20 protein-coding genes and 1 pseudogene are annotated in these 22,541 nt (G+C 49.1%); 10 read left to right on the top strand and 11 right to left on the bottom strand.

Features of this window, described 5'->3' with window-relative positions; translation table 11 throughout:
• Positions 1-133: 133 nt before the first annotated feature.
• The 9 genes from AB432_RS02615 (at position 134) to AB432_RS02575 (ending at position 9,794) form a co-directional block, all read left to right on the top strand.
• Positions 134-1,183 (top strand): ArsR/SmtB family transcription factor, encoded by a 1,050-nt coding sequence (locus AB432_RS02615; protein WP_048036178.1) that lies wholly within the window; start codon positions 134-136, stop codon positions 1,181-1,183.
• Positions 1,180-2,406 (top strand): MFS transporter, encoded by a 1,227-nt coding sequence (locus AB432_RS02610; protein WP_048036177.1) that lies wholly within the window; start codon positions 1,180-1,182, stop codon positions 2,404-2,406. The genes AB432_RS02615 and AB432_RS02610 overlap by 4 nt, the downstream gene beginning before the upstream one ends.
• Positions 2,407-2,454: 48 nt before the next feature.
• Positions 2,455-3,393 (top strand): AAA family ATPase, encoded by a 939-nt coding sequence (locus AB432_RS02605; protein WP_048036176.1) that lies wholly within the window; start codon positions 2,455-2,457, stop codon positions 3,391-3,393.
• A 142-nt stretch (positions 3,394-3,535) separates the two neighbouring features.
• A complete protein-coding gene (locus tag AB432_RS02600; protein WP_235617598.1) occupies positions 3,536-4,588 on the top strand; it encodes a DUF58 domain-containing protein in 1,053 nt (350 codons plus the stop codon).
• Positions 4,585-5,913: a DUF4129 domain-containing protein gene (locus tag AB432_RS02595; RefSeq protein WP_048036174.1), complete on the top strand. Its 1,329-nt coding sequence runs from the start codon at positions 4,585-4,587 to the stop codon at positions 5,911-5,913. The genes AB432_RS02600 and AB432_RS02595 overlap by 4 nt, the downstream gene beginning before the upstream one ends.
• Positions 5,914-6,065: 152 nt before the next feature.
• Positions 6,066-7,163, top strand: coding sequence for an ArsR/SmtB family transcription factor (locus tag AB432_RS02590; RefSeq protein ID WP_048036173.1), 1,098 nt, complete (start codon positions 6,066-6,068; stop codon positions 7,161-7,163).
• 1 nt (position 7,164) lies between these two features.
• Entirely contained in the window at positions 7,165-7,974 is an 810-nt protein-coding gene (locus AB432_RS02585) for an ABC transporter permease (RefSeq protein WP_048036172.1), read from the top strand.
• Positions 7,975-7,995: 21 nt separating this feature from the next.
• Positions 7,996-8,982 (top strand): ABC transporter ATP-binding protein, encoded by a 987-nt coding sequence (locus AB432_RS02580; RefSeq protein WP_048036171.1) that lies wholly within the window; start codon positions 7,996-7,998, stop codon positions 8,980-8,982.
• Positions 8,979-9,794: an ABC transporter permease gene (locus tag AB432_RS02575; protein ID WP_048036170.1), complete on the top strand. Its 816-nt coding sequence runs from the start codon at positions 8,979-8,981 to the stop codon at positions 9,792-9,794. The genes AB432_RS02580 and AB432_RS02575 overlap by 4 nt, the downstream gene beginning before the upstream one ends.
• A gap of 149 nt (positions 9,795-9,943) precedes the next feature.
• On the opposite strand, the gene AB432_RS02570 is transcribed toward AB432_RS02575, so the two are convergent.
• From AB432_RS02570 to AB432_RS02540, 6 genes are all read right to left on the bottom strand, one after another.
• A complete protein-coding gene (locus AB432_RS02570) occupies positions 9,944-11,323 on the bottom strand; it encodes an MFS transporter (RefSeq protein ID WP_048036169.1) in 1,380 nt (459 codons plus the stop codon).
• A gap of 73 nt (positions 11,324-11,396) precedes the next feature.
• Entirely contained in the window at positions 11,397-11,987 is a 591-nt protein-coding gene (locus AB432_RS02565) for a TetR/AcrR family transcriptional regulator (RefSeq protein WP_235617597.1), read from the bottom strand.
• 147 nt (positions 11,988-12,134) lie between these two features.
• On the bottom strand, positions 12,135-13,163 hold the full coding sequence (locus tag AB432_RS02560; RefSeq protein ID WP_048036167.1) for an NADH:flavin oxidoreductase/NADH oxidase: 1,029 nt from the start codon (positions 13,161-13,163) through the stop codon (positions 12,135-12,137).
• A 635-nt stretch (positions 13,164-13,798) separates the two neighbouring features.
• Entirely contained in the window at positions 13,799-14,902 is a 1,104-nt protein-coding gene (locus tag AB432_RS02550; protein ID WP_048036166.1) for a citrate synthase/methylcitrate synthase, read from the bottom strand.
• 99 nt (positions 14,903-15,001) lie between these two features.
• Positions 15,002-16,090, bottom strand: coding sequence for a DUF418 domain-containing protein (locus tag AB432_RS02545; protein WP_235617596.1), 1,089 nt, complete (start codon positions 16,088-16,090; stop codon positions 15,002-15,004).
• 97 nt (positions 16,091-16,187) lie between these two features.
• The gene (locus AB432_RS02540; protein ID WP_048036164.1) at positions 16,188-17,102 is read right to left on the bottom strand and encodes a LysR family transcriptional regulator; all 915 of its coding nucleotides are present in this window, start codon (positions 17,100-17,102) and stop codon (positions 16,188-16,190) included.
• A gap of 215 nt (positions 17,103-17,317) precedes the next feature.
• On the opposite strand from AB432_RS02540, the gene AB432_RS02535 reads away from it, so the two are divergent.
• Entirely contained in the window at positions 17,318-18,964 is a 1,647-nt protein-coding gene (locus AB432_RS02535) for a DUF6583 family protein (RefSeq protein WP_048036163.1), read from the top strand.
• Between the two features lie 166 nt (positions 18,965-19,130).
• Here AB432_RS02535 and AB432_RS02530 read toward each other — a convergent pair whose 3' ends face one another.
• From AB432_RS02530 to AB432_RS30950, 5 genes and pseudogenes are all read right to left on the bottom strand, one after another.
• A complete protein-coding gene (locus AB432_RS02530) occupies positions 19,131-19,565 on the bottom strand; it encodes a metal-dependent hydrolase (RefSeq protein ID WP_048036162.1) in 435 nt (144 codons plus the stop codon).
• Between the two features lie 89 nt (positions 19,566-19,654).
• Positions 19,655-20,017, bottom strand: a complete 363-nt coding sequence (locus AB432_RS02525) for a hypothetical protein (protein ID WP_048036161.1) — start codon at positions 20,015-20,017, stop codon at positions 19,655-19,657.
• Between the two features lie 161 nt (positions 20,018-20,178).
• A complete protein-coding gene (locus AB432_RS02520) occupies positions 20,179-21,291 on the bottom strand; it encodes an RNA-guided endonuclease InsQ/TnpB family protein (protein WP_048036160.1) in 1,113 nt (370 codons plus the stop codon).
• Positions 21,269-21,886, bottom strand: coding sequence for an IS607 family transposase (locus AB432_RS02515; RefSeq protein ID WP_048036159.1), 618 nt, complete (start codon positions 21,884-21,886; stop codon positions 21,269-21,271). Before AB432_RS02515 ends, AB432_RS02520 begins: the two co-directional genes overlap by 23 nt.
• Before the next feature lie 137 nt (positions 21,887-22,023).
• Positions 22,024-22,394 (bottom strand): annotated as a pseudogene (locus AB432_RS30950) (helix-turn-helix domain-containing protein); the annotation flags it as partial.
• Positions 22,395-22,541 lie beyond the last annotated feature (147 nt).

The following is a 22,541-nucleotide window of genomic DNA, read 5'->3' as shown; positions in this document are numbered from 1 at the left end:
GAACCATGATCTCTTTGGATAGAGATTTGTGATTCTTCTTTTTCTTTTTCTATTTTCATTCGAAAAATATTGAATTTCAAATTCGTTATTTATAAAATACATAATTATGTACAAATTTTGGAAGGATGATCACATGAAAATTTTGAACATTGGCAGTGAACGAACGACCTATCGGGTTGAGATCTCGTATTCTCCTTTATTCGAAGCTGCCTTGGGAATCGCTGCCGCTACCTACGATCAATTGCATCACACGATGGAACACCCTCCTGCCTACTGGCGTCAACTGTTGGACGAGCTATCACCCTCTGTACAGCAAGAGGTCGACTATGCGAGGGAACACAACACGTGGAAGACGCTTTTGCAACTGCTCGATCTTTGTCCTTTCGCTGATCTGGATTCATTTCTCTCGTACGTCAGAGAGCTCTCAACAGAACAGCTCCGATACGAGGCCCTCCCTTATCTAGGTGAAAATATGCAGGAAGCACGGCGGAAGGCTGCACAAGGAAGCACGGAGGAATGCGCCGCTTTGCAGGAAGCGTGCCGCGCGCATCTCTTTTTTGAATCGTATATCGGACATATTACTTCCGTTGATGCAGAAGAGCTTCGGAGTCATATTCTCCGATTGATGGAAGGCTGGTATACCACGCATATCAAGCCACGTGAGGAAGAAATCGTTCGTATGCTAGAACGGGATTGGTCGCAAAAGCAAAGCAAGCTAGGAAAGCTCAACCCGGAAGCCTTGGTGGAGTATGCGACGGGATCGAGCTACCTCCCAGAACCTGCGGTGACACGCGTATTGCTGATTCCACAAGCGATTTATCGCCCGTGGACCGTACAGGCCGATGCTGTCGGGACGAAAATTTTTTATTACCCTGTTGCCGACGAAAATTTGCACGATGCTGTAGACCCTAATCAGCCACCCCCTTCACTGGTGCAAGCCTTAAAAGCACTCGGAGATGAGCACAGACTGCGCATGGTCAAAATGCTGGCGGAAAAGGACCTGAGCCTGCAAGAGATAACAGATCAACTCTCCATGGCAAAATCGACAGTGCACCATCACCTGTCCATGCTGCGGTCTGCTCATCTCGTTGAAACAGCAGGCTCCCGTTACAGACTCCGCCGTCATACCCTGGACAAGCTCCCCCTGATGTGGGATGAATTCCTAGACAGGAGCACCCCATGAGCCAAACCGCGGTCCAAGCCTCTGTCTGGCAGCAGCGTTCTTATCGTTGGATTCTTTTCGGTCAGCTCATTTCAGAACTCGGCGCCTCACTCGGTACCCTCGCCAATAGCTGGTTAATCTATCAGGCAACAGGCTCACAAGGTGCGGTCGGACAGATGTGGCTGCTGTATTTCTTGCCGTCGCTCGCTATTCAATTGATAGCCGGACCGTACATCGACCGATTCGACAAGAAGCGTGTCATGATTTTTTCTCAATGGATGCGAGCTGCTGCGTTTTGTTTGTCCTTTGCGGTCATTACTTCCGGGACAGAATCGCTCTGGCCACTGTATTTCACTGCCTTGATCAACGGTCTCGTTCAACCGCTGTATGTGCCAGCCAGCCAGTCGCTCCTCCCTGCTCTGGTCAAAAGAGAGCAGCTCCTCCAAGCCAATGCCTATTTGGATAGTGTCCTGCGAGTTGCCTTGATTACAGGTCCTCCTTTGGCTGGGATTCTCGTGGCGAATATCGGCGGTGAGTCCGTACTCGCATTGGTCGCGATCAGTTATGCACTCAGCGGTTTCTTTCTGGTTCTTTGTCCAATCGCCCCAGCCGATACCGCCAACAAGAAGCAATCGTGGTTCGTTATGTTTAAGGCTGGTCTTGCGATTTTTTGGCAGAAGCCCCTTTTGCTCTGGCTTGGCCTGTACTCGGCTCTCGTCCAATTTGCTGTCGGAGTCACACTCGTACTAAACCTGCCTTTTGTATCCGGCGAGCTGCAAGGCACCTCGTTTCATGTAGGCTTGTTTTTGGCTGGTTATCCGTTGGGCTATTTCTTCGGCTCCTTGCTCGTGCCACGCTTACATAGCAGCCTTGGACAGCCCCTGATTATGTTGGGATCACTGGTATTAGGTGGCTTAAGCTTTGTTGCACTAGGCTTTACCCATGACCTCTGGCTTGCAATCACCATCGAACTACCGGCTGGTCTGTTTGCCCCTTTTTTCCAGGTACATAGCACAAGCCTGTATCAGCTTCACGTTCCTTCCGAGCTAATGGGGCGTGTATTGTCTGTCCGACTGCTCATCGTGCGTGCGACGATGCCCGTCGGTATTTGGCTTGGCGGACAGTTGAGCGATCAGGTAGGGATTCGCCCCCTTTACATCTCTGTCGGTGCCCTCATCGTGCTCTCCGCGCTGGCGGGAATATTATTTCGAAAATTTGTAACTAACAGGATATTCCATATATAATAAAAACCGTAAGACTCCTAAATTTTGAATGGGAAAAGGAGAATTTTCATGACTCATCCGACATTGGATAAGCTTCAGCATGCTATCAGCAGCGTCATCGTGGGCAAAGAAAGTCAGATCCGCCTATTGGTAACGGCCTTGCTCGCCCGTGGTCACGTATTGCTGGAGGATTTGCCCGGAATGGGAAAAACCGTGCTTGCCAAAACATTGGCGCAAGCGATTGGCGGCTCATACAACCGCCTGCAATTTACTGCGGATCTACTGCCATCTGATGTCGTGGGTCTTCACGTATTCAATCAACGAACAAGTGAATTCGAACTACGCAAGGGACCTGTTTTTGCGGATGTCTTGCTCGCAGATGAAATAAACCGGGCCACTCCCAGGACTCAATCCGGTTTGCTGGAATGCATGGAGGAACGCCAGGTTACCATCGAAGGCGTCACCTTGCCACTCCCATCGACCATGCTGGTCATTGCCACCCAAAATCCGATTGAATCGGAAGGAACCTATCCGCTGCCAGAAGCACAGTTGGACCGCTTTCTTTTCAAGCTGTCTCTTGGCTACGGTACGCGAGAGGATGCCAAAGAAATTTTGCGGAGATTCCGCAGCAGCTCCCCATTAGAGGCCGTCGATCCGGTCATCACCGTCGAGCAAATTGCGGCTCTGCAACGCGAGGTCACGACCGTTCATGTCAGTCAACCGGTGGAAGACTATGTCATCGATCTGACGGAAGCGACTCGCCAGCATCGCTCGGTTGAGGTGGGCATCAGTCCGCGCGCCATGCTCGCCCTGTTGCGATCGGCCCAGGCTTACGCGTACGTTTCCGGTCGTACTTATGTCTTGCCGGATGATGTGAAAGTAGTGTTCCCAAGTCTGGCAGTTCACCGCATCCGCCTCTCCATGGAAGCAGAGCTGCATGTGACAGAGCAGGAAGTCGTGGAGCAAATCTTGACCAGCGTCCCCGCTCCCGTCGAAGAAAGCGTGTAGCGCTATGATCACCAAGCAAACCTTTCACATAATCGGTTTTGTCTTGCTACTCTTTGCGGTTTTTTCCGGTCACTGGTTTTTCTTTCTGTTTGGGGGCTTTTTCTTTTTTCTACCCGCTGCTCAAGACTGGTGGGTCAAATCCATGTCCAAATGGGTGTCACTCGAATGGTCCAGTGATCAAACGCGCGTCCTGTCAGGGACACCCGTGCACGTTACAGTTCGCTTGCACAATCGTTCGTGGCTGCCTTTGCCTGTTACCTGGCTTCGCTTCACACTGCCGGAGCATGTCTCGGTGGAAGGCGCAGACGAGGTGCGAATCCTCAATCATCGGACTAGCGTTCGCCTGCGGTTTGATCTGCCGATGCGACAAAGTGCTACACGCTCCTTAATTTTCATCCCGAACAAGCGAGGCACAGTCTGGCTGACGGATGTCCAATCCGAGACATTGCCATTATTGGGCGAGGAGCCTACCGCTTTGACATTGTCGATTTCCTTTTCCTTGCTGGTCTATCCGCTGCCTCTTGCTCTTTCTCCCGTCGTGCTCGCTGAAACGGAACCGGACGGGAATCGGCTATCTCGTCAGCGCCAGCAGGACGATGTCACGTTTCAGCGTGGCGTTCGGTCGTACATGCCAGGCGACCGTTTCAAGCATATCCATTGGAAGGCGACCGCCAAAACAGGCTCACTGGAGACACGTCTTTTCGAGTATACAGCCCATCCGAACTGGCGAATCGTCGGGCATATCCTGCCCTCCTATGAACCGATGATGCAAAAGTATAACGACACCTCCAATGAACGGACGATCTCGTGTCTTGCGTCTTTGGCTGGCCTGTGCAGGAGAAAATCGGTCGGATACGAGTTGTACCTCACTGTGAAACAACGAGGACGCGAACATTTTCATTTGCCTACAGGAAGTGGCAAGGCGCACCATCTGCACGTCATGACTCAACTGGCGCAAATCCATCATTTTGTGACAACGCCACTGGCGCCTGTTCTTCGCCGATTAGAGGGGGCACCTGGAAAGGAAGCCATTCTCATTGTGACACCACGAATGGACCCATCTGTACAAGCCTCGGCGGAGCGCCTTGTTCAACGCGGTCATCAGGTTGCAGTGCTGGATGTTTCTTCTGACCCTGTCATCATCCAGCGTTTTGAGCATGCTCGCTTGAAAAAAAGGAGCGTGATGATGGGATGACACTCTCCTTGATGGGGCGCTGGACGCTCGCATTTTGGCTAGAGGCAATGCTGACTGGCGTTTTCCTTGTCTTGTTTGGGTATATGACAGCAGGCTTTGGTCAACTGCTCTCGTTTTGCCTAGTCGCAGCGATCCTGCTCATGGCGGGGAGCTGGCTGTACCATAGTGGCGGCGGTCGCTTTATGCTCCATCTGTTGCTGTACCCCCTTGTGTTTGTCATAGGAATGGGCAGCTACTATCTCTACGATTCCTGGCTCATCGCGCTTATATTGGCTGCTGTTTATTTCTGGAGAGTACAAAGTGCTGCATCGGAAGGATATCGACATGACAGTCTGCAACGCAGATTTGTTCTGGCGCTGATGGCGGGTCTGATACAGCTCGTGTTAACAGTGCTTTACACCTCCATCGTTGACCCGGGTTCCTATTCGCTCGCATCTTCTTTTTCCATGCTCGTCCTCATTACTCTCAGCTATATTTTTGTGGCGATTGTGGCGTTCGTGCTGCGGGAAGGATCACTTTCTACTAGGTTGCCTGCCCGCATTAGCTTGCTACTCGGCAGTCAAGTGCTGGGCACTCGTTTTCTTTTGATCGCGGGTTATTTGGCTGTCGGTTCTATCGTACTTAGTCTCATCTATTGGATATGGAGTTGGATAAAAGGACCTGTCAGCGCTGGACTGTATACGCTCTTTGAGCCTGTGCTTATTTTCATTGTGGAATTGTTTGAACGGTTGTACGAGAGGGCAAACCAAAAACAGGCAAACATACAGGTTCTCATGGAAAGTGCGGGGCCAAGAGAAGATAATCCAGTGGTCCAGATACAGCTCGGAGAATCACTCTTTTCTGTTCTACAGCCCTACTTAATCATTGCCTTCATCCTTGCCTGTGTGATCCTGCTCGGCCGATACATATGGAAAAAGCGCTTCAAGGGGACGATTACGCTGGAAAAAGAAGTGGCGGCTGCACAAAATACCGTATTGACCACTGTTCCTCCCTCTTCCAGTGAAGAAAGCGTAGAAGATGGCTCTGCTAAATGGTTCAAACAGCCCGTTGGCCCAGAGGATGATCCAACCAGGTACGCCTACTATCAATTTCTCGTCCTCATGGAGAAGCAAGGAATGCCAATCGAGCTGCATGAGACACCCCAAGAGTTTTTCAATCGCCTGCGCGAACAGTCCTTGCTAGATGCAGCTCAGCTAGATGCAGTCGCTCGCATCACACGTTACTATCAGCAATATCGCTATCAGGAAAAGTCGCTTCCCGAAGCGGATTTGACAGCGATGCAGCAAGCTGTGCAGACGCTCGGCTCTCGTTTCTCCGAGATGTAATACCGCTCCACAACCACGTGCTACCCGTTAGCCGTGGTTGTTTTCTTTTTCTCTTGACATCGAGTTGCCCCTCCGGCATAATTTCTTCAATTTTGCCCACTCTCAAATTGAATTCACCAAATGGTTAATTAAACAAGAAAGGAGGATGCTCCGTGCAAGATTTGCCTGACTGGCTGCGTAAGCATCTTCATGTCGCATACATACCCGGCCATGAGTTTTTCTTAAGTCTCCATGTACTTGCCAAGCCGGAGCATCACACCTCCCGCTTGCATTGGGCGGAGGAGTTGCTCACTGCTTTACCTGCCCCGCTCTTGAAAAAGCTTCACTATTTTAGTTCCATGTCCAATCAGTTTCTCGATGCCATGGACTTCTTAGCACCGTGGGAGGAGTGCTTTGAGCATTCGGTTGAGGCCGCATTGGAGCGTGTACAGGCGATGGATGCAGGCGAGTTTGCCCAGCTCATGATCGGTCCCGTCTATCATCCCAGACAGCTTCATGCTTGGATGCAAGGACGTACAGACGAGATTTTTGATGAGCTGAAACCGGAGCATCGGGAGCTTATGCGCCATCCACTCTCGACCAAGCGCAGTTTTCTGGAGTTTTGCTACGACTACCTGCCTTTTTTCCAGACAGAAGAACGGCGGATTGAACCGTGGCTCGTCCGCGCCGTACATGAGGCACAAGAGCAGATCAAGCTTGATCCGATTCCGTTTTTGTCACAGATACACCCGCGCTTGAAGGTGCACGAAGACTTCTTGCAATTTCATAAAGCAAAAACGTACACATTTGGCTATTCGGAGCTAGCGCGTATCCATTTGCGTGTCTCTACTTTTATTGCGCCGCATTTGTTGCTCGGCATTTACGACGACCATATCTCTGTGTGCTTATCCGTAGACGTTCCCGGCACCAAAGCCACCTCGGTGATTCCCGCTGACTTCATCAGCAAAATGAAGGTGTTCAGTGACCCGACGCGGACAGCGATTCTCAAATCGTTATTGGCTCATCCTTACTGCACGCAGCAGTTGGCTGACCTGCACAACATTAGTGAGCCTGCCGTCAACAAGCACTTGAATCTGTTGGTAGAAACAGGCTTTATCTGGAGTGAACGACGGGGACGGTATGTGTTTTACCGCGCGATTACATCAAGGCTGGAACAGCTCGCCGTCGATTTGCATGAGTTCATCGATATGCCTGTTCCCGGAGTTGTCTCTCCACCTGCTTCATCACATCCCCCAGAACGGAGGAAATAACGTGTTTCATGTCGCCAAAGCTACCTTTATCCGCAATACCCGCGTAATGATTCGTGCCTATCCGTGGTCGTTTGTCATCGGCCACATTTTTTCCGGGGTATATACGGTGCTGTTCGCCTTCTTCGCCTATCACTATGTATTTGCCGGGCAGTTGGACGAGAATTTCGCACATCTCACCGGCTCGTCCGATTACTTGTCGTACGCCATCCTCGGCGGAGCTTTTTATGCGTTTGCCGTCTCTACCTTGATGAATGTCAGCCGCTCACTCATTACAGAGCTGCGGGAAGGGACCTTGGAGGCGGTATTACTCACCCCTTCCTTGCGCAGGGGGTACTTTTTGGGGAATGTCGCTCAACAGCTCATGCGTACTTTGTTCGAATTTTCCGTGATTGTTCTTGTAGGGGCGTTGTTCGGACTCACGCTCTCTCATACGAACGTATGGAGCGCCGTCCTTGTCTGGATATTGTCTACAGGGGCTTTCTTTTGCCAGGCGCTCGTATTGGGCAGTCTCATGCTTTGGTTCCGCGATACGTACATCACACAAAACACGCTGTTTGCTGTGATGGCCTTTGTCAGTGGGGTGACGTTTCCGATTCCGTATTTGCCTGAATGGGTACAACCACTCGGTCTTATCATGCCGCTCGCGCCTGCGCTGGATGCATTTCGGCAATGCGTGATTCAAGGAGCGCCGCTGCATGCTGTTTCCCCACAGCTTTTTCATATGGCAGCCTTGTCCCTCATCTATCTCGTCATTGGGGTGTGGGGCATACGTCGGATGGAAAAACGCGTCATGGAATCGATTTTTGGATAACGAACGAGGAGGTCAACAATCATGCTGATTGCAGAAAATGTACGGAAGATATACCGGGTGAAGGAGAAAAAAGGCTGGTTTCGCCAGCAATGGACAGAGGTCGAGGCAGTTGCTGATCTGTCCTTTCGCATGGTACCAGGCAAAATCATTGGATTGTTAGGCATTAATGGCGCAGGAAAAACAACCACAATCAAGATGTGCTCCACACTGCTCACCCCGACCAGCGGCACGATCACGGTAGACGGATATGACGCGGTTAAGGACGATCGGTTCGTCAAGGCCAAGGTCAACATGATCGCAGGGGGCGAGCGCATGCTGTACTGGCGGCTGACAGGGCGGGAAAACCTGCAATATTTCGGCAGTCTGTACGGTTTGCAAGGGCAGGCCTTGCGCCATCGGATCGATTCATTGCTCTTGCAGGTTGGCCTGTATGAGGCTGCCAACACTCCCGTCGAGCGATATTCCAAGGGCATGAAGCAGCGACTACAAATCGCCCGCGGCCTGATCAATGATCCGCGTTACCTGTTCCTGGACGAACCGACTCTCGGCTTGGACGCCCCCATCGCCCGGCAGCTTCGCAAGCATGTGAGTGAGCTCGCTTCTCAGCATGGAAAAGCCATTTTGTTGACCAGCCACTACATTCATGAGGTAGAAGAGCTTTGCGATGAGGTATATATCATCGATAAAGGAAGGCTTGTAGCGCATGATACACCGGAGCACCTGACCAAATCGCTCCACCTGGATACTGCCTTACAGGTAGTGATCCCCTCACTTTCCGACTCGCTCGATTACGATCTGCGCCAGCTAGCTCTGGATTACGGCGGCTCGCGTGAAATCGCAGAAACAGACGAGCAAACCTGGGAAGTGACGTTACGGGGAAAAACGGATATGACGACTCCGCTGCTTTCCCTCTTGGCTGCTCATCAATCCCCTGTCTTGCGTCTCTCTACCCAACAGCCATCACTGGAGGACGTCATCCTGCACATGGCAGATCGGAGGGGGGCATGAAACAGCTAGGTAGCCTGCTTTTGGCCGAAATCATCAAGGAGCATCGCCATTCGTTTCACAGCAAAATGATCTACTTCTCGCTCTTGGTCTGGCCCGTCATCAATTTCGTGACCGCGTATTATTCATTTGCCCCGTTTCGGATGGGAGCTGATTCCCCTCTTGCCCGGTTCATTAGCTACGAGCAGTTGCCGCTGTTCCTGTTGACTGGCTATTTAGGCTACATCTTTTATTGGTGCCTGGTACAGTCGTCGTGGCAAATGAGCTTTGAACGGCAAGCAGGGACCATGGAAATGATCTTCATCAGCCCGGTCAACCGGCTCGCTTTTCTGTATGGGCGCTCGCTTTCCTCGCTGATCGAAGGGGTCTGGCTGTTCTTTTGCTTTGTCCTGCTAGCCTTGTTTTTTGTCGATGGCATTCAACTGAGCGGCTGGTGGGCGCCTCCACTCGCCTTCCTCATCTTGCTGGTATCGGCCATCGTCTGGGGCGGCTTTCTCTGTGTGCTCTTTCTGTTTTCACGCGATTCGAGCTTTCTCTACACCGTTCTGGATGAACCGATGCTGATCTTTTCCGGTGTCCGTCTGCCCCCGATGGCCTTTCCGGTTTGGGCCAAGGTCATTTCCTTTTGCTTTCCCCTGACCTACGCCCTTCAGTTGATTCGCGAGCTGCTGATGGAGGGAGCGTCGTTGCAAACAATGCTGCCGAGTATGGGACTTCTAGCCGCCGTCTTGCTGGTGCTCGTGACGGCGACCGTCGTGTTGTTGAAGCAAGCGGAGAAGCATATGAAAAAGACTGGGAACATGGTGATGTATTAGTTGGGCAAAGAGTAGTTACATAAAGAACGCCCTTTCCTGATTGGAAAAGGCGTTTTCTTCTTTCCTCTTACTCCACCGTCAACAGGAACTCCCTTCCTTTTTTTGTTTTAGTCTACCACATATTGCATTAAGCCTGAGTGAACAAAAGGTCAGCTATCCGCTATAAGGCTTTGTCTCTTGGCCCTACCAAACTGAAAGTAGTAGAAGACGATAAGACACACGTGCATCAGGGCAATCATCAAATAAATATTGCTGTAAATAAAGCCGCTCGTATAAGGATTCACCGGGTTCCAATTGGTAGCCGCGCCAAGATCGATAACCTTGCTGTATACCGCAGACGCGATCCCCATGGAAATGAAGCTCAGCATTGAAAAGATTCCCATGCCTACTCCCGCCTGCTCCTTCGTCAACGTCCTCGAGATCGAGTTCGCCATCGAGATTTGCATAAAAGACTGCCCTACATTGCCTAGGATCAAGAAAAGCGCAATGCCTATAACCGAGGCGCTTGTAAAAGTAGACAGCAACCCAAAGCAGCCAATCAGTAAGCTAGACGCAACGAAATACAAAAAAACATTCCCCCGCCTGTCCGCGAGCTTTCCTCCCACACGGCCAAGCAATGCCGAAGCGATGGCCGCTGGAACCATCACAAAACCGATCCAGCTCGTCGATAACTGCTGCACCTGAGCCAAGAGTAGCGGACTGAGATAATAAAGCGATATCCCCATTCCATTTATGAGAAATGCCATCAGAATCCCGATTGTATACTGCTTGTTGGCAAAAACCTTCGGCTGTACAAACGGATCAGCTACCGAACGAATACGTACGACGAACAGGAGCAAAGTAACCAAACTGCCCAATGCAAACCACCACGATCCATTCGTTACTCCCAAAAGCAGTGACGTCACGCTGATTGCAAGTAAGGAGCCACCCACCCAATCAAACTTCCCACCAGACGCGATCTCCTCATCGTCCAGATATTTGCGGTAGAACGGCAGCGTAAGCAAGAACAGGAGCGGTATGGAAAACAGCCAGCGCCAATGGGCAAAGCTGACGATTAACGCCGCGACCACAGGACCGAGTGCACCGCCAAGAGCCAATCCTACTGCCGTTCTTCCTAAAACAGAACCCCTGCGCTCCGGCGGGAAGTATCGCAATGGAATGAGCATTGCAGTCGCCGGAATGACAGCCGCCCCTACTGCCTGCAAGCATCTCCCGAATAGAGCCATCGCAAAGGAATCGGAGACCAAACCGAAAAACGAACCAGCCGTAAACACCAAGAGTCCGAACGTCAATAAATTCTTGAGCTTGTATCGATCCGCCAGCTTGCCATACGTCACGGTTCCGATCGCGTACAACAATCCATATGCGGTCGATAGCCAGCTCACCTGCGCTATGCTCAAACCAAACTCCTTGCTAATTTCGGGGAGTGCAATGTTAAACACCAGGGCACTCATGGAGGATATGACCAAGGTAAACATCAAGATTCGGATTAATATGTCCCTGTTTTGCTGCGTTTTTGTCACTTCCATGCCGTATCTTCCCCTTCACTTTGATTTCACGTTTTGACTGTCAGTACTGACTGACATATGAGTGATAAAAAAACTAGGGAGTCAAACCCCTAGCAAAAATCTCTACACTCTCTTCGATAAATGCATCCAGAGATACCCCTGAAAAATTGCTAGTGCCATCCAGATCGTTCAAAAACGCCCCGAAATTCATAACCATAAAGGCAGTCGCCTGTGCCTCCGGGTTCGTTTGGATCATCTTGCCCTTTTTGCCCATCTCTTTGAAGTAATCTGTAAACAGTACCATCAACTGTCGCGGGTGCTTTTGGGTCCGCTCGCGGAAGCCGGGCAAATGGGCCTCATCCTTAATGCTAATCAAGATCATTTTCCGATTGCGGTTCATCATTTCGTGATACGTTCGGCTGATTAAAAGCAAATCCTCGCGCAAATCCCAGGTAAGCTTCTCCGCGAAAAGCTTTGTCAGTCCTTCCGTGTAATGAAAACGGTCAAAGGCGCTCTCCAGCAAATTCCGCTTGCTGCCGAAGTGACGAAACAACGTCTTCTCGCTCAATCCTGCCGCTGTGGCAATTTCTTGCGTGGTTACGCCGTTGTAGCCTCTTTCCGCGATGAGATCGATTGCGGCTGTCATCAGTTTTTCGCTGCTTGTAAGACTTTTGCTGCTGCTCATTGCTATCCTCATTCCCGAAAGTGATTGTCAGTACTGACTGACATTCATCTTAAATCTACTGCCAAAAAGTGTCAAGGGGCTCAAAGTAAAAAAGGCTCTCCTCCGACTCATGCAGTCGAAAGGAAAGCCCCTCGCTCTTTTACTCGATTAAAACGCTCTTGAATATTGCTTCGGTGGCTGCAACTCATCCGCCGACAGCTCATGAATCGCATGCAGTGCCCAATAAGGGTCACGCAGCATGCCACGACCAACTGCTACCAAATCCGTATCGCCATTACCAATCGATGCTTCGGCCACTTTTGGATCATCGAGGTTGCCGACTGCAATGACAGGAACATCCAATGCCTGCTTAATCGCGCGTGCCAATGGTACTTGATAGCCAGGATGAACACCTGGACGGCCTGCTGAACCAATCGGTCCTTCCCCGCCGCTGGATATATGGAAAATATCCACGCCTGCTTCCTTGTAACGGCGGCACAGCTCCGTGCTGTAATCCAGCCCATACCCGCCATCCACGTACTCTACGGCAGAGACGCGCATGATCAGCGGCATGTCCGCTGGCATAACCGCTTTGATCGCCTGAATAATTTCAACGCCAAATAGCGCTTTATCCCGCCCATATTCATCGTCTCGCTGATTCGTCAAAGGGGAGTGGAACTGGTGGATCAGGTATCCGTGCGCACCGTGGATTTCAATGGTGTCAAACCCGGCTTCCACCGCACGTCTCGCAGAGTCCTGGAACTTGACGACCATTTGTTTGACTTCTTCTGTCGTCAACGCCCGTGGCGTTTTGTAGCGCGCCCCTGGGAAAGCAATTGCGGACGCCGATACAGGCACTTCTGCGTCTTCCGCTTTGCGGCCCGCATGAGCAATCTGTATACCAATTTTGGCCTCATACTTATGAACCTCGGAGACGATCCGTGCATATGCCGGAATCTGCTCGTCAGACCACAAGCCCAAATCGCCGTTGGAAATTCTGCCATCAGGCTCGACATCGGTCATTTCCACAATGATCAGACCTGTTCCGCCTACTGCACGAGAAACGTAATGAACAAAATGCCAGTCGGTTGGTGTTCCATCGTGTGCATCCACAGAGTACTGGCACATCGGCGGCATGACGATCCGATTTTTCAAGCTAAGTCCTTTAAACTGAAACGGGGTAGACAACAACGCCATTTGCTCCACTCCTTACTTTTTTTAATTATCATGCCAAAAGTAAGCATCTTCTGCAATCCCAAGTTGCACTTTGGTCCCGCAGTTGTGGTGGGGAGGAAACAGGAGAAAACGCTCAGCTTCTTGTCCCACCCGCTGAGGGATTCACTGCCCGCCTCCATGTAAAAAGCGAAACCGCGTCCAAAGTAGTTCTTTCAGGATGTTTTTCAGAGGTGGACGCTTAAGAGCGTGTTTCGCTTTCTCCATTCCGGCTCGGTCGGTGTACCAAAGATCTTCGCTTTTTTCTCCTGTTTCCTCTACGAGCTTTCCGTGTGATCCGATTTTTTAATAACTTAAAAGAGATGGAAGAACCTCATCAGTTACGCCAGAGAAGAATATTTCCAGGCGTAGCGACTTGTGAAGTCCTACCGAGCGGAGAAGGGATTTGCGGGCAACAGAAACGCAACGTGCCCACGCGACGAAGCGGCTACCACTTTTGCGTTTCCCCGCAAATCCCTTCGGAGCGGGCAGTCTAATCCTCCAGTGGGACGGAGCCTGGAGCCTAGACTGGAAATATTCTTCTCCCCACCGCAGCCACATGTATAAACACGAAAAAAAGCTACCCGCATAACGGATAGCTTTCATGATTCACGTCTTTATTATTCTGGCATCGTGCCAATGTAATTGGATTGCGGGCGAATAATGCGGTTTTTGCCTGCCTGCTCCAGAATGTGCGCACTCCAGCCGACCACACGGCTCACAGCAAATGTCGGTGTAAACAAATTATCGTCCAAACCCACTGCACGCATGACTGCTGCGGCAAAAAACTCTACGTTTGTATTCAGCTTGCGACCTGGTTTGTACTCTTCCAGCAACTGCAAGCCTACTTTTTCCACGTGTGTCGCCAGATCGAACCATGGATCGTTGGACGACAGCTCGGATGCAACAACGCGCAGAGCAGTCGCACGCGGATCAATCGTTTTATAGACGCGGTGCCCGAAGCCCATCAAGCGTCCGCCGTTCTCCAGCTTGTTGCGCAGCCATGGCTCTGCATTTTCCTTCGTACCGATAGCCTCGATCATCTCCGTCACTTCAGATGGTGCTCCACCGTGCAAAGGACCTTTCAGCGTTCCGATTGCCGCCGTAATGGAAGAAATCAGATCGGATTCGGTCGAGCTAACGACACGACCGGAGAATGTGGATGCATTCATGCCATGCTCCTGCGTCAAAATCAGGTACGCATCCAGTGCGCGAGCATGCGCCGCTTTTGGCTTTTCGCCCTTGAGCATATACAGATAGTTCGCTGTATGGTCCAGCTCCGGATTCGGTGCCAACGGCTCGCGGCCCTCCAAACAAGCGAAGCGATACGCAACGATGGTTGGCATCTTGGCAGCAAGCGAAATCACCTCATCGATGGTCGGCGGGAAGCCGTGCGAGGAACTGCCCAGCGCCGAAACACCTGTACGCAGTACACTCATCATATCTACATCTGCCGGGATCAGCTTCAAGATTCCCTTTACGTGCTCCGGCAGCTCACGGTTTGCTTTGAGCTTATCTTTTAAATCAGTCAACTCCTGCTCGCTAGGCAAATGTCCGAACCAGAGCAGGTGTGCCACTTCCTCAAATGTGTGATGGATAGCCAAATCACGCGCCCAATGACCGCGGTACACCAGCAGTCCATTAATCCCATCCACCAAACTAAGGTCTGTTTCTGCTACGGCGATACCATCCAAGCCGATAGCCAAAGGATGTTGTTTTGTCATCATCACCACTCCATTTTCGTCTCTTTTCTCTTCAGTATAATCGATTCATAATCGTGAAGGGAAATAGAAGAAAACCGTAGTTTTGATCACGTTTTACAATCAGTTAGCAGGAGCTGGAACCGATTTCTTTTTACGTCCGTACGTCAGGAAGCGCCACAGCTTTTCCATCGGCCCTCGATTAAAACGCTTCAGCCACAGCCAGCTTACGAGTAATTGAAACGCATAGATCGGAAACGCGAGCAAAAGCCAAGAAGATAGCGGCATGGCCGTAATGCCGAACAAAGGAATCAGAATGGTCATGATGACTGTCTGACCCAAATAAGTCGTTAACCCCATTTGTCCCGTGTAAGCAAACGGCTGGAGAATTTTCCTTGCCAGCTCACGATCCAGCAACAGAAACAAGCTGGCGATAAAGCACAGCGCCATAGGCAGCGTACTTAGATCAACCAATATTTTATTCACCTGCTCAAGCTTTGGACCATAGACAACACCGCTTGCCCACATAATCCCTGCTGCGATCGGAAGACTGATTACAAGTGTAGTAGCCGCGATTCGTTTCAACAACGGCTTATGCTCACGAATTTGAGCAATCAACCCGCGCGATCCCGCATACAAACCAAACAGGAACATCACGAAGATCGGTATCAGTGTCGTCTGGAGTGATGCTACAAACGAATAGACTTCTTGACCATTAAGCGTCTGTACGAGTGCCACGCCTTGAGTTAGCATGTACACGCCTCCCAGGCTGCCTGCCCATGCTAGAATCGTAGAAGGCTTTCTTCGATAAAAAGGCATCAGTAAAAAGCCGAGAAGTGCGTACACCGCCAAAATATCACCAAACCAAATAAAGATGTGAATCACACCAATGGCAAACATCGCGAGCAACCGTCTGCTGAAGAGACGAAATACTTTTTGTCCCCGCTGTTCAGCCCGTGACATGAAAATGTAAAAACCTAAGCCAAACAGAAACGAAAAGATCCCGAAAAATTTCGTCTGAATGAATAAATCATAGCTCAAGCGTATCCACGCATCGATCCCCGCCTCTATTGGTAGAGGAACGTCTTCCGAATACATGATAAAGCTTGGCAAGTTCACCAGCAAAATCCCGAACAATGCCAATCCCCTTACAATATCAATAGAATAAATCCGATCCTTCTGTGAGATTGGTTCAGCCTGCATATTCGTCATTCCCTCCTGCTGTCTTCAAGCAGGGTTCAGTATAGGATACATATGCTGGTCAAAACTATCGATTCACCTTACATCTACCTTACAGGCTTGTTATCTTTTATGTCCGTCCACCGGACTGAACAAGCGGCATCGGTGGATACAAGGACTGCAAGATATCGATAAAATGCTGCGCTGGCTCGCTAATCCCTGCTTTTGGTACCAGCAAATAAGAAGCGACCTTTGGCAAAACAAGACCAGGTGTGGGCAGTTCGATAAAGCGGTTTTCAAACAAATCCCGATCAACAGCCGTCCGAGGCAAAAAGGAAACGCCCAATCCATCCTCGATGAATCGCTTTGTAATGTCTACCTGCGAAACAGCCATCGTACGCAAGGAAAGCCCCCTCTGACGCAAAAGCAACAGCACCTCATCCCAGTAGCCCGGATGATTGTGGGTCAACAAACGGTTCGTTTGCACCTCTTGCTCCCAATCTGGCAAGGGCGCCTCCATATCTCCGCCACTGTGAGGGACTGCAAAAACGACAGGATCTTCGTACAAAAGATAAGTAGACAACTGGAATTCTCCCGGTACCATCCGGGTTAAGCCCAGATCAGCCTGTCCATTTTGAACAAGCGGGCCAATTTCCACGGAGTCGACAATTTTAATGGAGATATCTACATCAGGATAGAGCTTGGTGTAACGGTGCAGCAAATGGGAAAAACGAGCACGGGCAATAATCGGTGAAACAGCCAACTGAAGCTTTTCCCGATAGCCCTGTCTCCAAGCCTGCAAGTCCTCCATACTGTTATGCCACTGTTGAAGGAGTCCTTTTGCATGTGGCAAGTAGCGTTTGCCCGCAGCCGTTAACCGAACGCGTTTGCCAACCCGTTCAAACAGCTTGATCCCCAATTCCTTTTCCAATTGTCGTATATGCTGGCTGACAGTAGGCTGCGCAATGAACAACGCTTCTGCTGTCTGGTGAAAATTTTCTGTCGTGGCCGCCACCATAAACGTTTGCAGCACCCGAAAATCCACGTGATCTCCCCCCTGCTGTCGCTTTTTCTTTGTTCTATATGCATACAAAAGAAGGAAGAACGCAACTTTTTGGGTCTTTCTTCCTCTTTTTTGAAGAATTTTACTGGAAGTCGTTCCCCTTTCTCCTCCTTATGGTACAATACAAAATCGAGTGCGCAAAATCCTTACGCACATTGGCTTCACCAAAGAGAGAGAGCAAAAAGGGGAGAGAAAAGATGGAAACTGCAACAAACGTGAACCCACCGCGCAAAAGCAAGAAAAAAGTATGGCTGATCGCGGGGGCAGCGGCTGTCGTTGTGCTGGGTGGATTAGGAACCGCCTATGCCAAATTCGATTTGTTTAAGAGCGCAAAAACGATTTACCTGCAAGCGGAAGCGGAGAGCATGATGAAGTTTTCAAGCGACGTATCCAAAGCTTACGGGGAATACCAAGACTACATGAAGCCATATCTGGAAAAACCAGTTCACTCCACCACCGAGTTGAGTGAAATTGCCCTAGATGCAACGATCCCAGACCCGGAAGCGCAAAAAATTCTCGACATGCTAGGTAAAGCGAAGCTCGTAATGCAAAGCAACATCGATGAACAGAAAAATCAGCAATCAGGGAACCTGGAAGTTCACCTGCAAGATAAAAAGCTGGCTACCCTTGAGTACTTCATGAATGATTCTGTTATGGGCTTCAAGCTGCCAGAGTTTTACTCTAAATACGCTTATATGGACCTGAAAGATCGCGATGCCCTCAAGGAAAAGCTGGGCGAGGAACTGCCGAAGCGCTTCGTAAGCTATAGCGATTTACATGAAGCGATCAATTTCAACCAAGATGAACTCAAAACAGTAATGACTCCGTATGCCATGCTGTACGCTGACAGCATCAAAGACAGCCAGGTAAGCATCAAAAAAGATGTTCCTTTCTCTGAAGAAGGACTCAAGGAAGATGCACGTGAGATCACTGTTACTTTTAACAACGCAGAAGGCGCGGCTCTGACGAAGCAAATTGCAGAGAAGGCAAAAGCAGACCAAAAGCTGTTTGACCTGATCTACAGCCGCTACCACAATGTGGCTACGTTGATGCTCGACAGCGGCTACAAAGTAGAAGAAATCAGCAAAGAAGAATTCAAGAAAAACTACGAGCAAGCCTTCGATGACATCATCAAGGATACAAATGATACAGACACCAAATCAACTGATCAATTGAAAATGGTCGTGCTCGTAAATAGCGATCATCAAATCTTGTCCCGCAAGCTCTTGTTCGATGAGAAAGAGAAAAAAGATCAATTGGTCTACAGCAGTGTCTCCTACGATAAAGGCGCAGAAACGTACTACCGTTACTCCCTGCACAACCTGTCTGATCAGCAAAGTGGCGAAATGTCCTTCACGTACAGAGCGACAGAAGAAAAAGACAAGACAAAGGGCAAGTTCAGCATCCTGGCAAAAGAGACCGACCAGCCAATTCTGGACTTCTCGACTACTTTCGAGACAACCAAGCAAGACAAGAAAAAAACCGGAAAGTATGACTTTGCACTCGTAGCAGCAGACGAATATTCCTCCAACCCTGTTGCCCTGACCGGTAATGTTACCGTGAACGAGACGAAGACGGACAATGGTGTAGATTCAGACGGCGCAGTAAAAGTAAACTTCTCGAATCCTACTCCAGATATGCCAAAAGGCTTTAGCTTCAAGCTGAAGTCCAAAGCAGAATTTGGCAAAGCACTGGAAATTCCAGCTATGACTGCTGACAACTCCATCAACTTCGCTACTGTGACTGACCAACAAATGATGGAAGCACAACAAGAAGTCATGCAAAACGCAGATAAATTCATGACTGAAAACGCTGAGCTCGTGCAACAGTTCATGATGCCTTAATTGTTTCGTGATAAGAAGAATTCGCTCATAATAGTTACTAGCAAGCTGGCATCGGTCCTAAACCGGTGTCAGCTTTTTTATTACAATCACGATTCGTTCAAAATATTCCGATTACATTCAATAGAAGTACCTCCTGAAGGAGGTACTTTCTCCATGTCCATTCTTCCTACTGATAACCCTTGATCACGATATACACAATCGCTACATAAAATACGATTCGATCCACAGTCCGATACATCGATTTGGACACCCGAATGCCGAGCCAGCCCACTCGCAACGGCCACAATAACTGAATGCGGCCCACCAGCATATCGCTGATCAGATGGGACAATATCCCCCACAGAGCTGCCATTGCTGCCGGAGAATCACCGAATAGCAGAAATGGAAGGAACAATATTACCCATGAGTGTGTCACTGTACGATGACCGAATCCTTTTTGGAGCATTTTGGATACAGGTCCCATCAAGTTTCCGAGCTTGCTATTTGCCTGATCGATATCAGGTACGAGTGCCATTGTCGCGCCAATGACGCTGCCCTTCCATGAAGGATAGGCGCAGTAGCCTGCGATGGCACCAAGTGCCATATGTGTTTTCCAATTCATTCGCCTTTCACACCGTCTTTCTAGGATAGTCTAATGAGCTTATGTAGGGTTGGTGGAATGGCAAACCAATACCATCATACAAACGGATGCTATGTCTCCAACAAGGACATAAAGCTCTCCGGATCGAGTCCATCTCCTTCGATCACGATTGCCGTCATTCCGGTTTCACTGCCTGATTCGTGCCCTTCTCCTATGATCCAGAATGCCGCTTGTCCACTGTGGATCGGGATGCGCTCTGTACCTTCACCGCGTACCCAGCCTTCTCCACTCACGACAAGGAAGAGTTGAGGACAAGTTGCCGGATGATAGCCAACAACCCCGCCTGCTTTCAAATGGATACACCCGATCGAAACCGCTTCGGGCGTGCGCAAGACACGAGAAATCGTCGCATGGACGGAATTATAGCGATCAATCGTTTTGCCTACTTGCTGATCAAATCGGAATCGTTTCATACTTCCCCGTTGCCAAAAGATTGTAAAAGTCTACACATCTTTTGTTTGCTTCCTGCTTCTCTGTGTCTGCTTTGGCCGAAGCTACTCGCATTTGATCGGACACTCCACAGGCGTAAATTCGGATACAACGAATCCTACAGATTAGCGGTAACTTATTGGGGTTAGCTCGCTAATTTTGCTAGGTTAATAGAAGCGTTTACATCTCTATCTAACACTAGCCCACAAACACATTTGAATATTCGATCTGAGATCTTTAAGTCTTTCTTGACCTCACCGCAATCAGAGCAGGTTTTGGATGAAGGATACCACTTGTCGGCTTCCATAAAGCGAATCCCATATTTCTCGCACTTGTACTGTAACTGTCGCTTGAACTCGTAAAGTTTTTGCTGTGCGATAGCTTTTGATAGGTGGCGGTTCCTCATCATGCCTTTGATATTCAATGTCTCCATAACTACTGTGCTAGGCTTGGTTTTCACGATAGCGCTAGTAGCTTGGTGACTGTGATTGGTACGGATATTCGTTAATCTCCGATGAAGCAAACGAATGTGTTTCTCGACCTTTACAATGTTGCAAGTTTTGACGAAACGGCTTCCCTCCTTATTCATTTCGTATTTTCGAGAAACCTTACGTTGCAACCTACGCAAGCGTTTCTCTGCTTTCTTCATTACCTTTGTCTTGTTAATGTTCTTGAAAGTCATTCCGTTAGAGCATACCGCAAGCTCTTTTACGCCTACGTCAATTCCAAGGCTCTCGCCTGACAGCTCCGGCTGAATGAATTCTTGTTCAACACCCACAGATAAGTACCAATACTTCCCGTCAAAAGAGATTCGAGGCATCGTATAATTCACATCTGTTGGCAATTGTTCAGATGTCGTTACCCATCCGACCTTTTCAATGAGAACGTGATTCTGCTTAACTTTCAGCTTCACGTTGTCGTTGTAAAAAGACGGCTTAGAGCGTCTTCTGCTCTTGAAGGTTGGCTTTTCCGCTAACTTCTTGAAGAATTTCTTGTAAGCATCGCAGGCGTCTTTGACCGCCTGCTTTGTGATGTTATTGGATACTTCATACAACCAAGAATATTCTTCCGATTGCTTTAGCTGCGTCAGTTCCTTACGTAGATCACCGTCTAGCAAGAACTTTCCACCGTTACGATAGTTTTCTTCTTGTTTTGCAAGCGTCCAGTTGTAAGCCCAACGAGCAGTACCGACAGATTTCCAAAGTTGTCGCTCTTGTTCAGGAGTTGGCTTGAGCCTAACTTTCTTCGCTAGAATCATTTTCTGCCAACTCCTTTATCATTTTCTTTGCTGTGTTTGCTCGCTTTCCTGGCAATCTACAACTAAACACCGTTACGATCTGGATAAGGTCTTCAACTAATTCCTGTTCTTCTGTTTTCTCGGAGTTGTCTATTATTTCAACAACAACGCTGAATCTTTTGCATAGATTCTCAAAGAGTTCGAAGCCAAAGCTTAGTAACCTATCCTTGTCAAGAACAACAACGCGATCAACCTTACCTTGAATGATGAAATCCATGAGTTGAAGCAACCCACGTTTTTCATAATTAATACCACTGCCGATATCTGTAATCACATCAAAAGAGTAACCTCTCGCAATCATGTAGGATTTTACATTATCCACTTGACGTTCTAAGTCATCTTTCTGCTTGTTACTTGATACTCGGCAGTAGCCAATTGTTATTCTTTCCTGCTCGACAGCAGGTCTTCGTAGATACTCATACAACTGTTCATCCGAGTAATAACGATACCCATTTTCTTTTACTAGAATTGGGGTTAGCTTTCCTGACTTATCCCATTCCCTTAACGTTTTAGGTGTTACACCGATCATCTTTGCAAACTTCCCTATAGCGTACATTTTTCATCACCGATTACATTGTACTATAGGTTTATTTTTGTACAAAGTTGTTTAATGTTATATATTTTCGTTGATTACCTCCACCTTTTGACATGTAAGCCTTATCATAGCGCAACTAGAGGCGCTGTGATAGATTCATCTTCCACGATTACTGCTGAAGCCAAATATTTTCCAGTCGGATTCCTTCGCACCGTGACGTTTAGAATCCGCCCTTCTACTTCTCGGGATTTTGCGAATCTCACCCAGCCAAGCTTTGGCAGCTTGATTTGGTTACCGTCGATCCGGATGCTTGCATTCATATAAATTGGGTGAATGTATCTGCGAGGTTTGGGAGGGAGGATTGAAGGACGGTGCTCTCTAACCCTTTGCCCGTTTGTTTGTAGGTTTCGTTCCAGCGTACAAGAAATCGATTGAACACAAAGCGACTACACCCCAATGTTTTCGAGATGAGTACGGCTTGTTCTTGATTAGGGAAAATTCGAAAATGAAACACTTTTTTACGGAGCATCGCGATTCACCTCCCCACAGGAGAAGTTTACCACAACAAGAACGTACGTTCTACAAAAAGATTCCCCCACTTTCGCCAAGCTAGCCCGGGGTGCCAATCAAAAAAAGTGCTCCCTGCCCACATGATCGGAAGAATTAGCGGGATCAC

Source organism: Brevibacillus brevis, assembly GCF_001039275.2.
In the GTDB taxonomy this organism is placed as follows: Bacteria; Bacillota; Bacilli; order Brevibacillales; family Brevibacillaceae; genus Brevibacillus; species Brevibacillus brevis_C.
This window is presented reverse-complemented; position numbering and strand designations above follow the sequence as displayed.

What these genes read in the sequence shown, in the direction of transcription:
- AB432_RS02570 (WP_048036169.1), bottom strand. Translation starts at nt 11,323, where the DNA reads ATGGAAGTGACAAAAACGCAGCAAAACAGGGACATATTAATCCGAATC.
- AB432_RS02545 (WP_235617596.1), bottom strand. Translation starts at nt 16,090, where the DNA reads ATGACGAATATGCAGGCTGAACCAATCTCACAGAAGGATCGGATTTAT.
- AB432_RS02520 (WP_048036160.1), bottom strand. Translation starts at nt 21,291, where the DNA reads ATGATTCTAGCGAAGAAAGTTAGGCTCAAGCCAACTCCTGAACAAGAG.
- AB432_RS02525 (WP_048036161.1), bottom strand. Translation starts at nt 20,017, where the DNA reads ATGAAACGATTCCGATTTGATCAGCAAGTAGGCAAAACGATTGATCGC.
- AB432_RS02530 (WP_048036162.1), bottom strand. Translation starts at nt 19,565, where the DNA reads ATGAATTGGAAAACACATATGGCACTTGGTGCCATCGCAGGCTACTGC.
- AB432_RS02605 (WP_048036176.1), top strand. Translation starts at nt 2,455, where the DNA reads ATGACTCATCCGACATTGGATAAGCTTCAGCATGCTATCAGCAGCGTC.
- AB432_RS02565 (WP_235617597.1), bottom strand. Translation starts at nt 11,987, where the DNA reads ATGAGCAGCAGCAAAAGTCTTACAAGCAGCGAAAAACTGATGACAGCC.
- AB432_RS02600 (WP_235617598.1), top strand. Translation starts at nt 3,536, where the DNA reads ATGTCCAAATGGGTGTCACTCGAATGGTCCAGTGATCAAACGCGCGTC.
- AB432_RS02615 (WP_048036178.1), top strand. Translation starts at nt 134, where the DNA reads ATGAAAATTTTGAACATTGGCAGTGAACGAACGACCTATCGGGTTGAG.
- AB432_RS02580 (WP_048036171.1), top strand. Translation starts at nt 7,996, where the DNA reads ATGCTGATTGCAGAAAATGTACGGAAGATATACCGGGTGAAGGAGAAA.
- AB432_RS02550 (WP_048036166.1), bottom strand. Translation starts at nt 14,902, where the DNA reads ATGACAAAACAACATCCTTTGGCTATCGGCTTGGATGGTATCGCCGTA.
- AB432_RS02515 (WP_048036159.1), bottom strand. Translation starts at nt 21,886, where the DNA reads ATGTACGCTATAGGGAAGTTTGCAAAGATGATCGGTGTAACACCTAAA.
- AB432_RS02595 (WP_048036174.1), top strand. Translation starts at nt 4,585, where the DNA reads ATGACACTCTCCTTGATGGGGCGCTGGACGCTCGCATTTTGGCTAGAG.
- AB432_RS02575 (WP_048036170.1), top strand. Translation starts at nt 8,979, where the DNA reads ATGAAACAGCTAGGTAGCCTGCTTTTGGCCGAAATCATCAAGGAGCAT.
- AB432_RS02535 (WP_048036163.1), top strand. Translation starts at nt 17,318, where the DNA reads ATGGAAACTGCAACAAACGTGAACCCACCGCGCAAAAGCAAGAAAAAA.
- AB432_RS02610 (WP_048036177.1), top strand. Translation starts at nt 1,180, where the DNA reads ATGAGCCAAACCGCGGTCCAAGCCTCTGTCTGGCAGCAGCGTTCTTAT.
- AB432_RS02560 (WP_048036167.1), bottom strand. Translation starts at nt 13,163, where the DNA reads ATGGCGTTGTTGTCTACCCCGTTTCAGTTTAAAGGACTTAGCTTGAAA.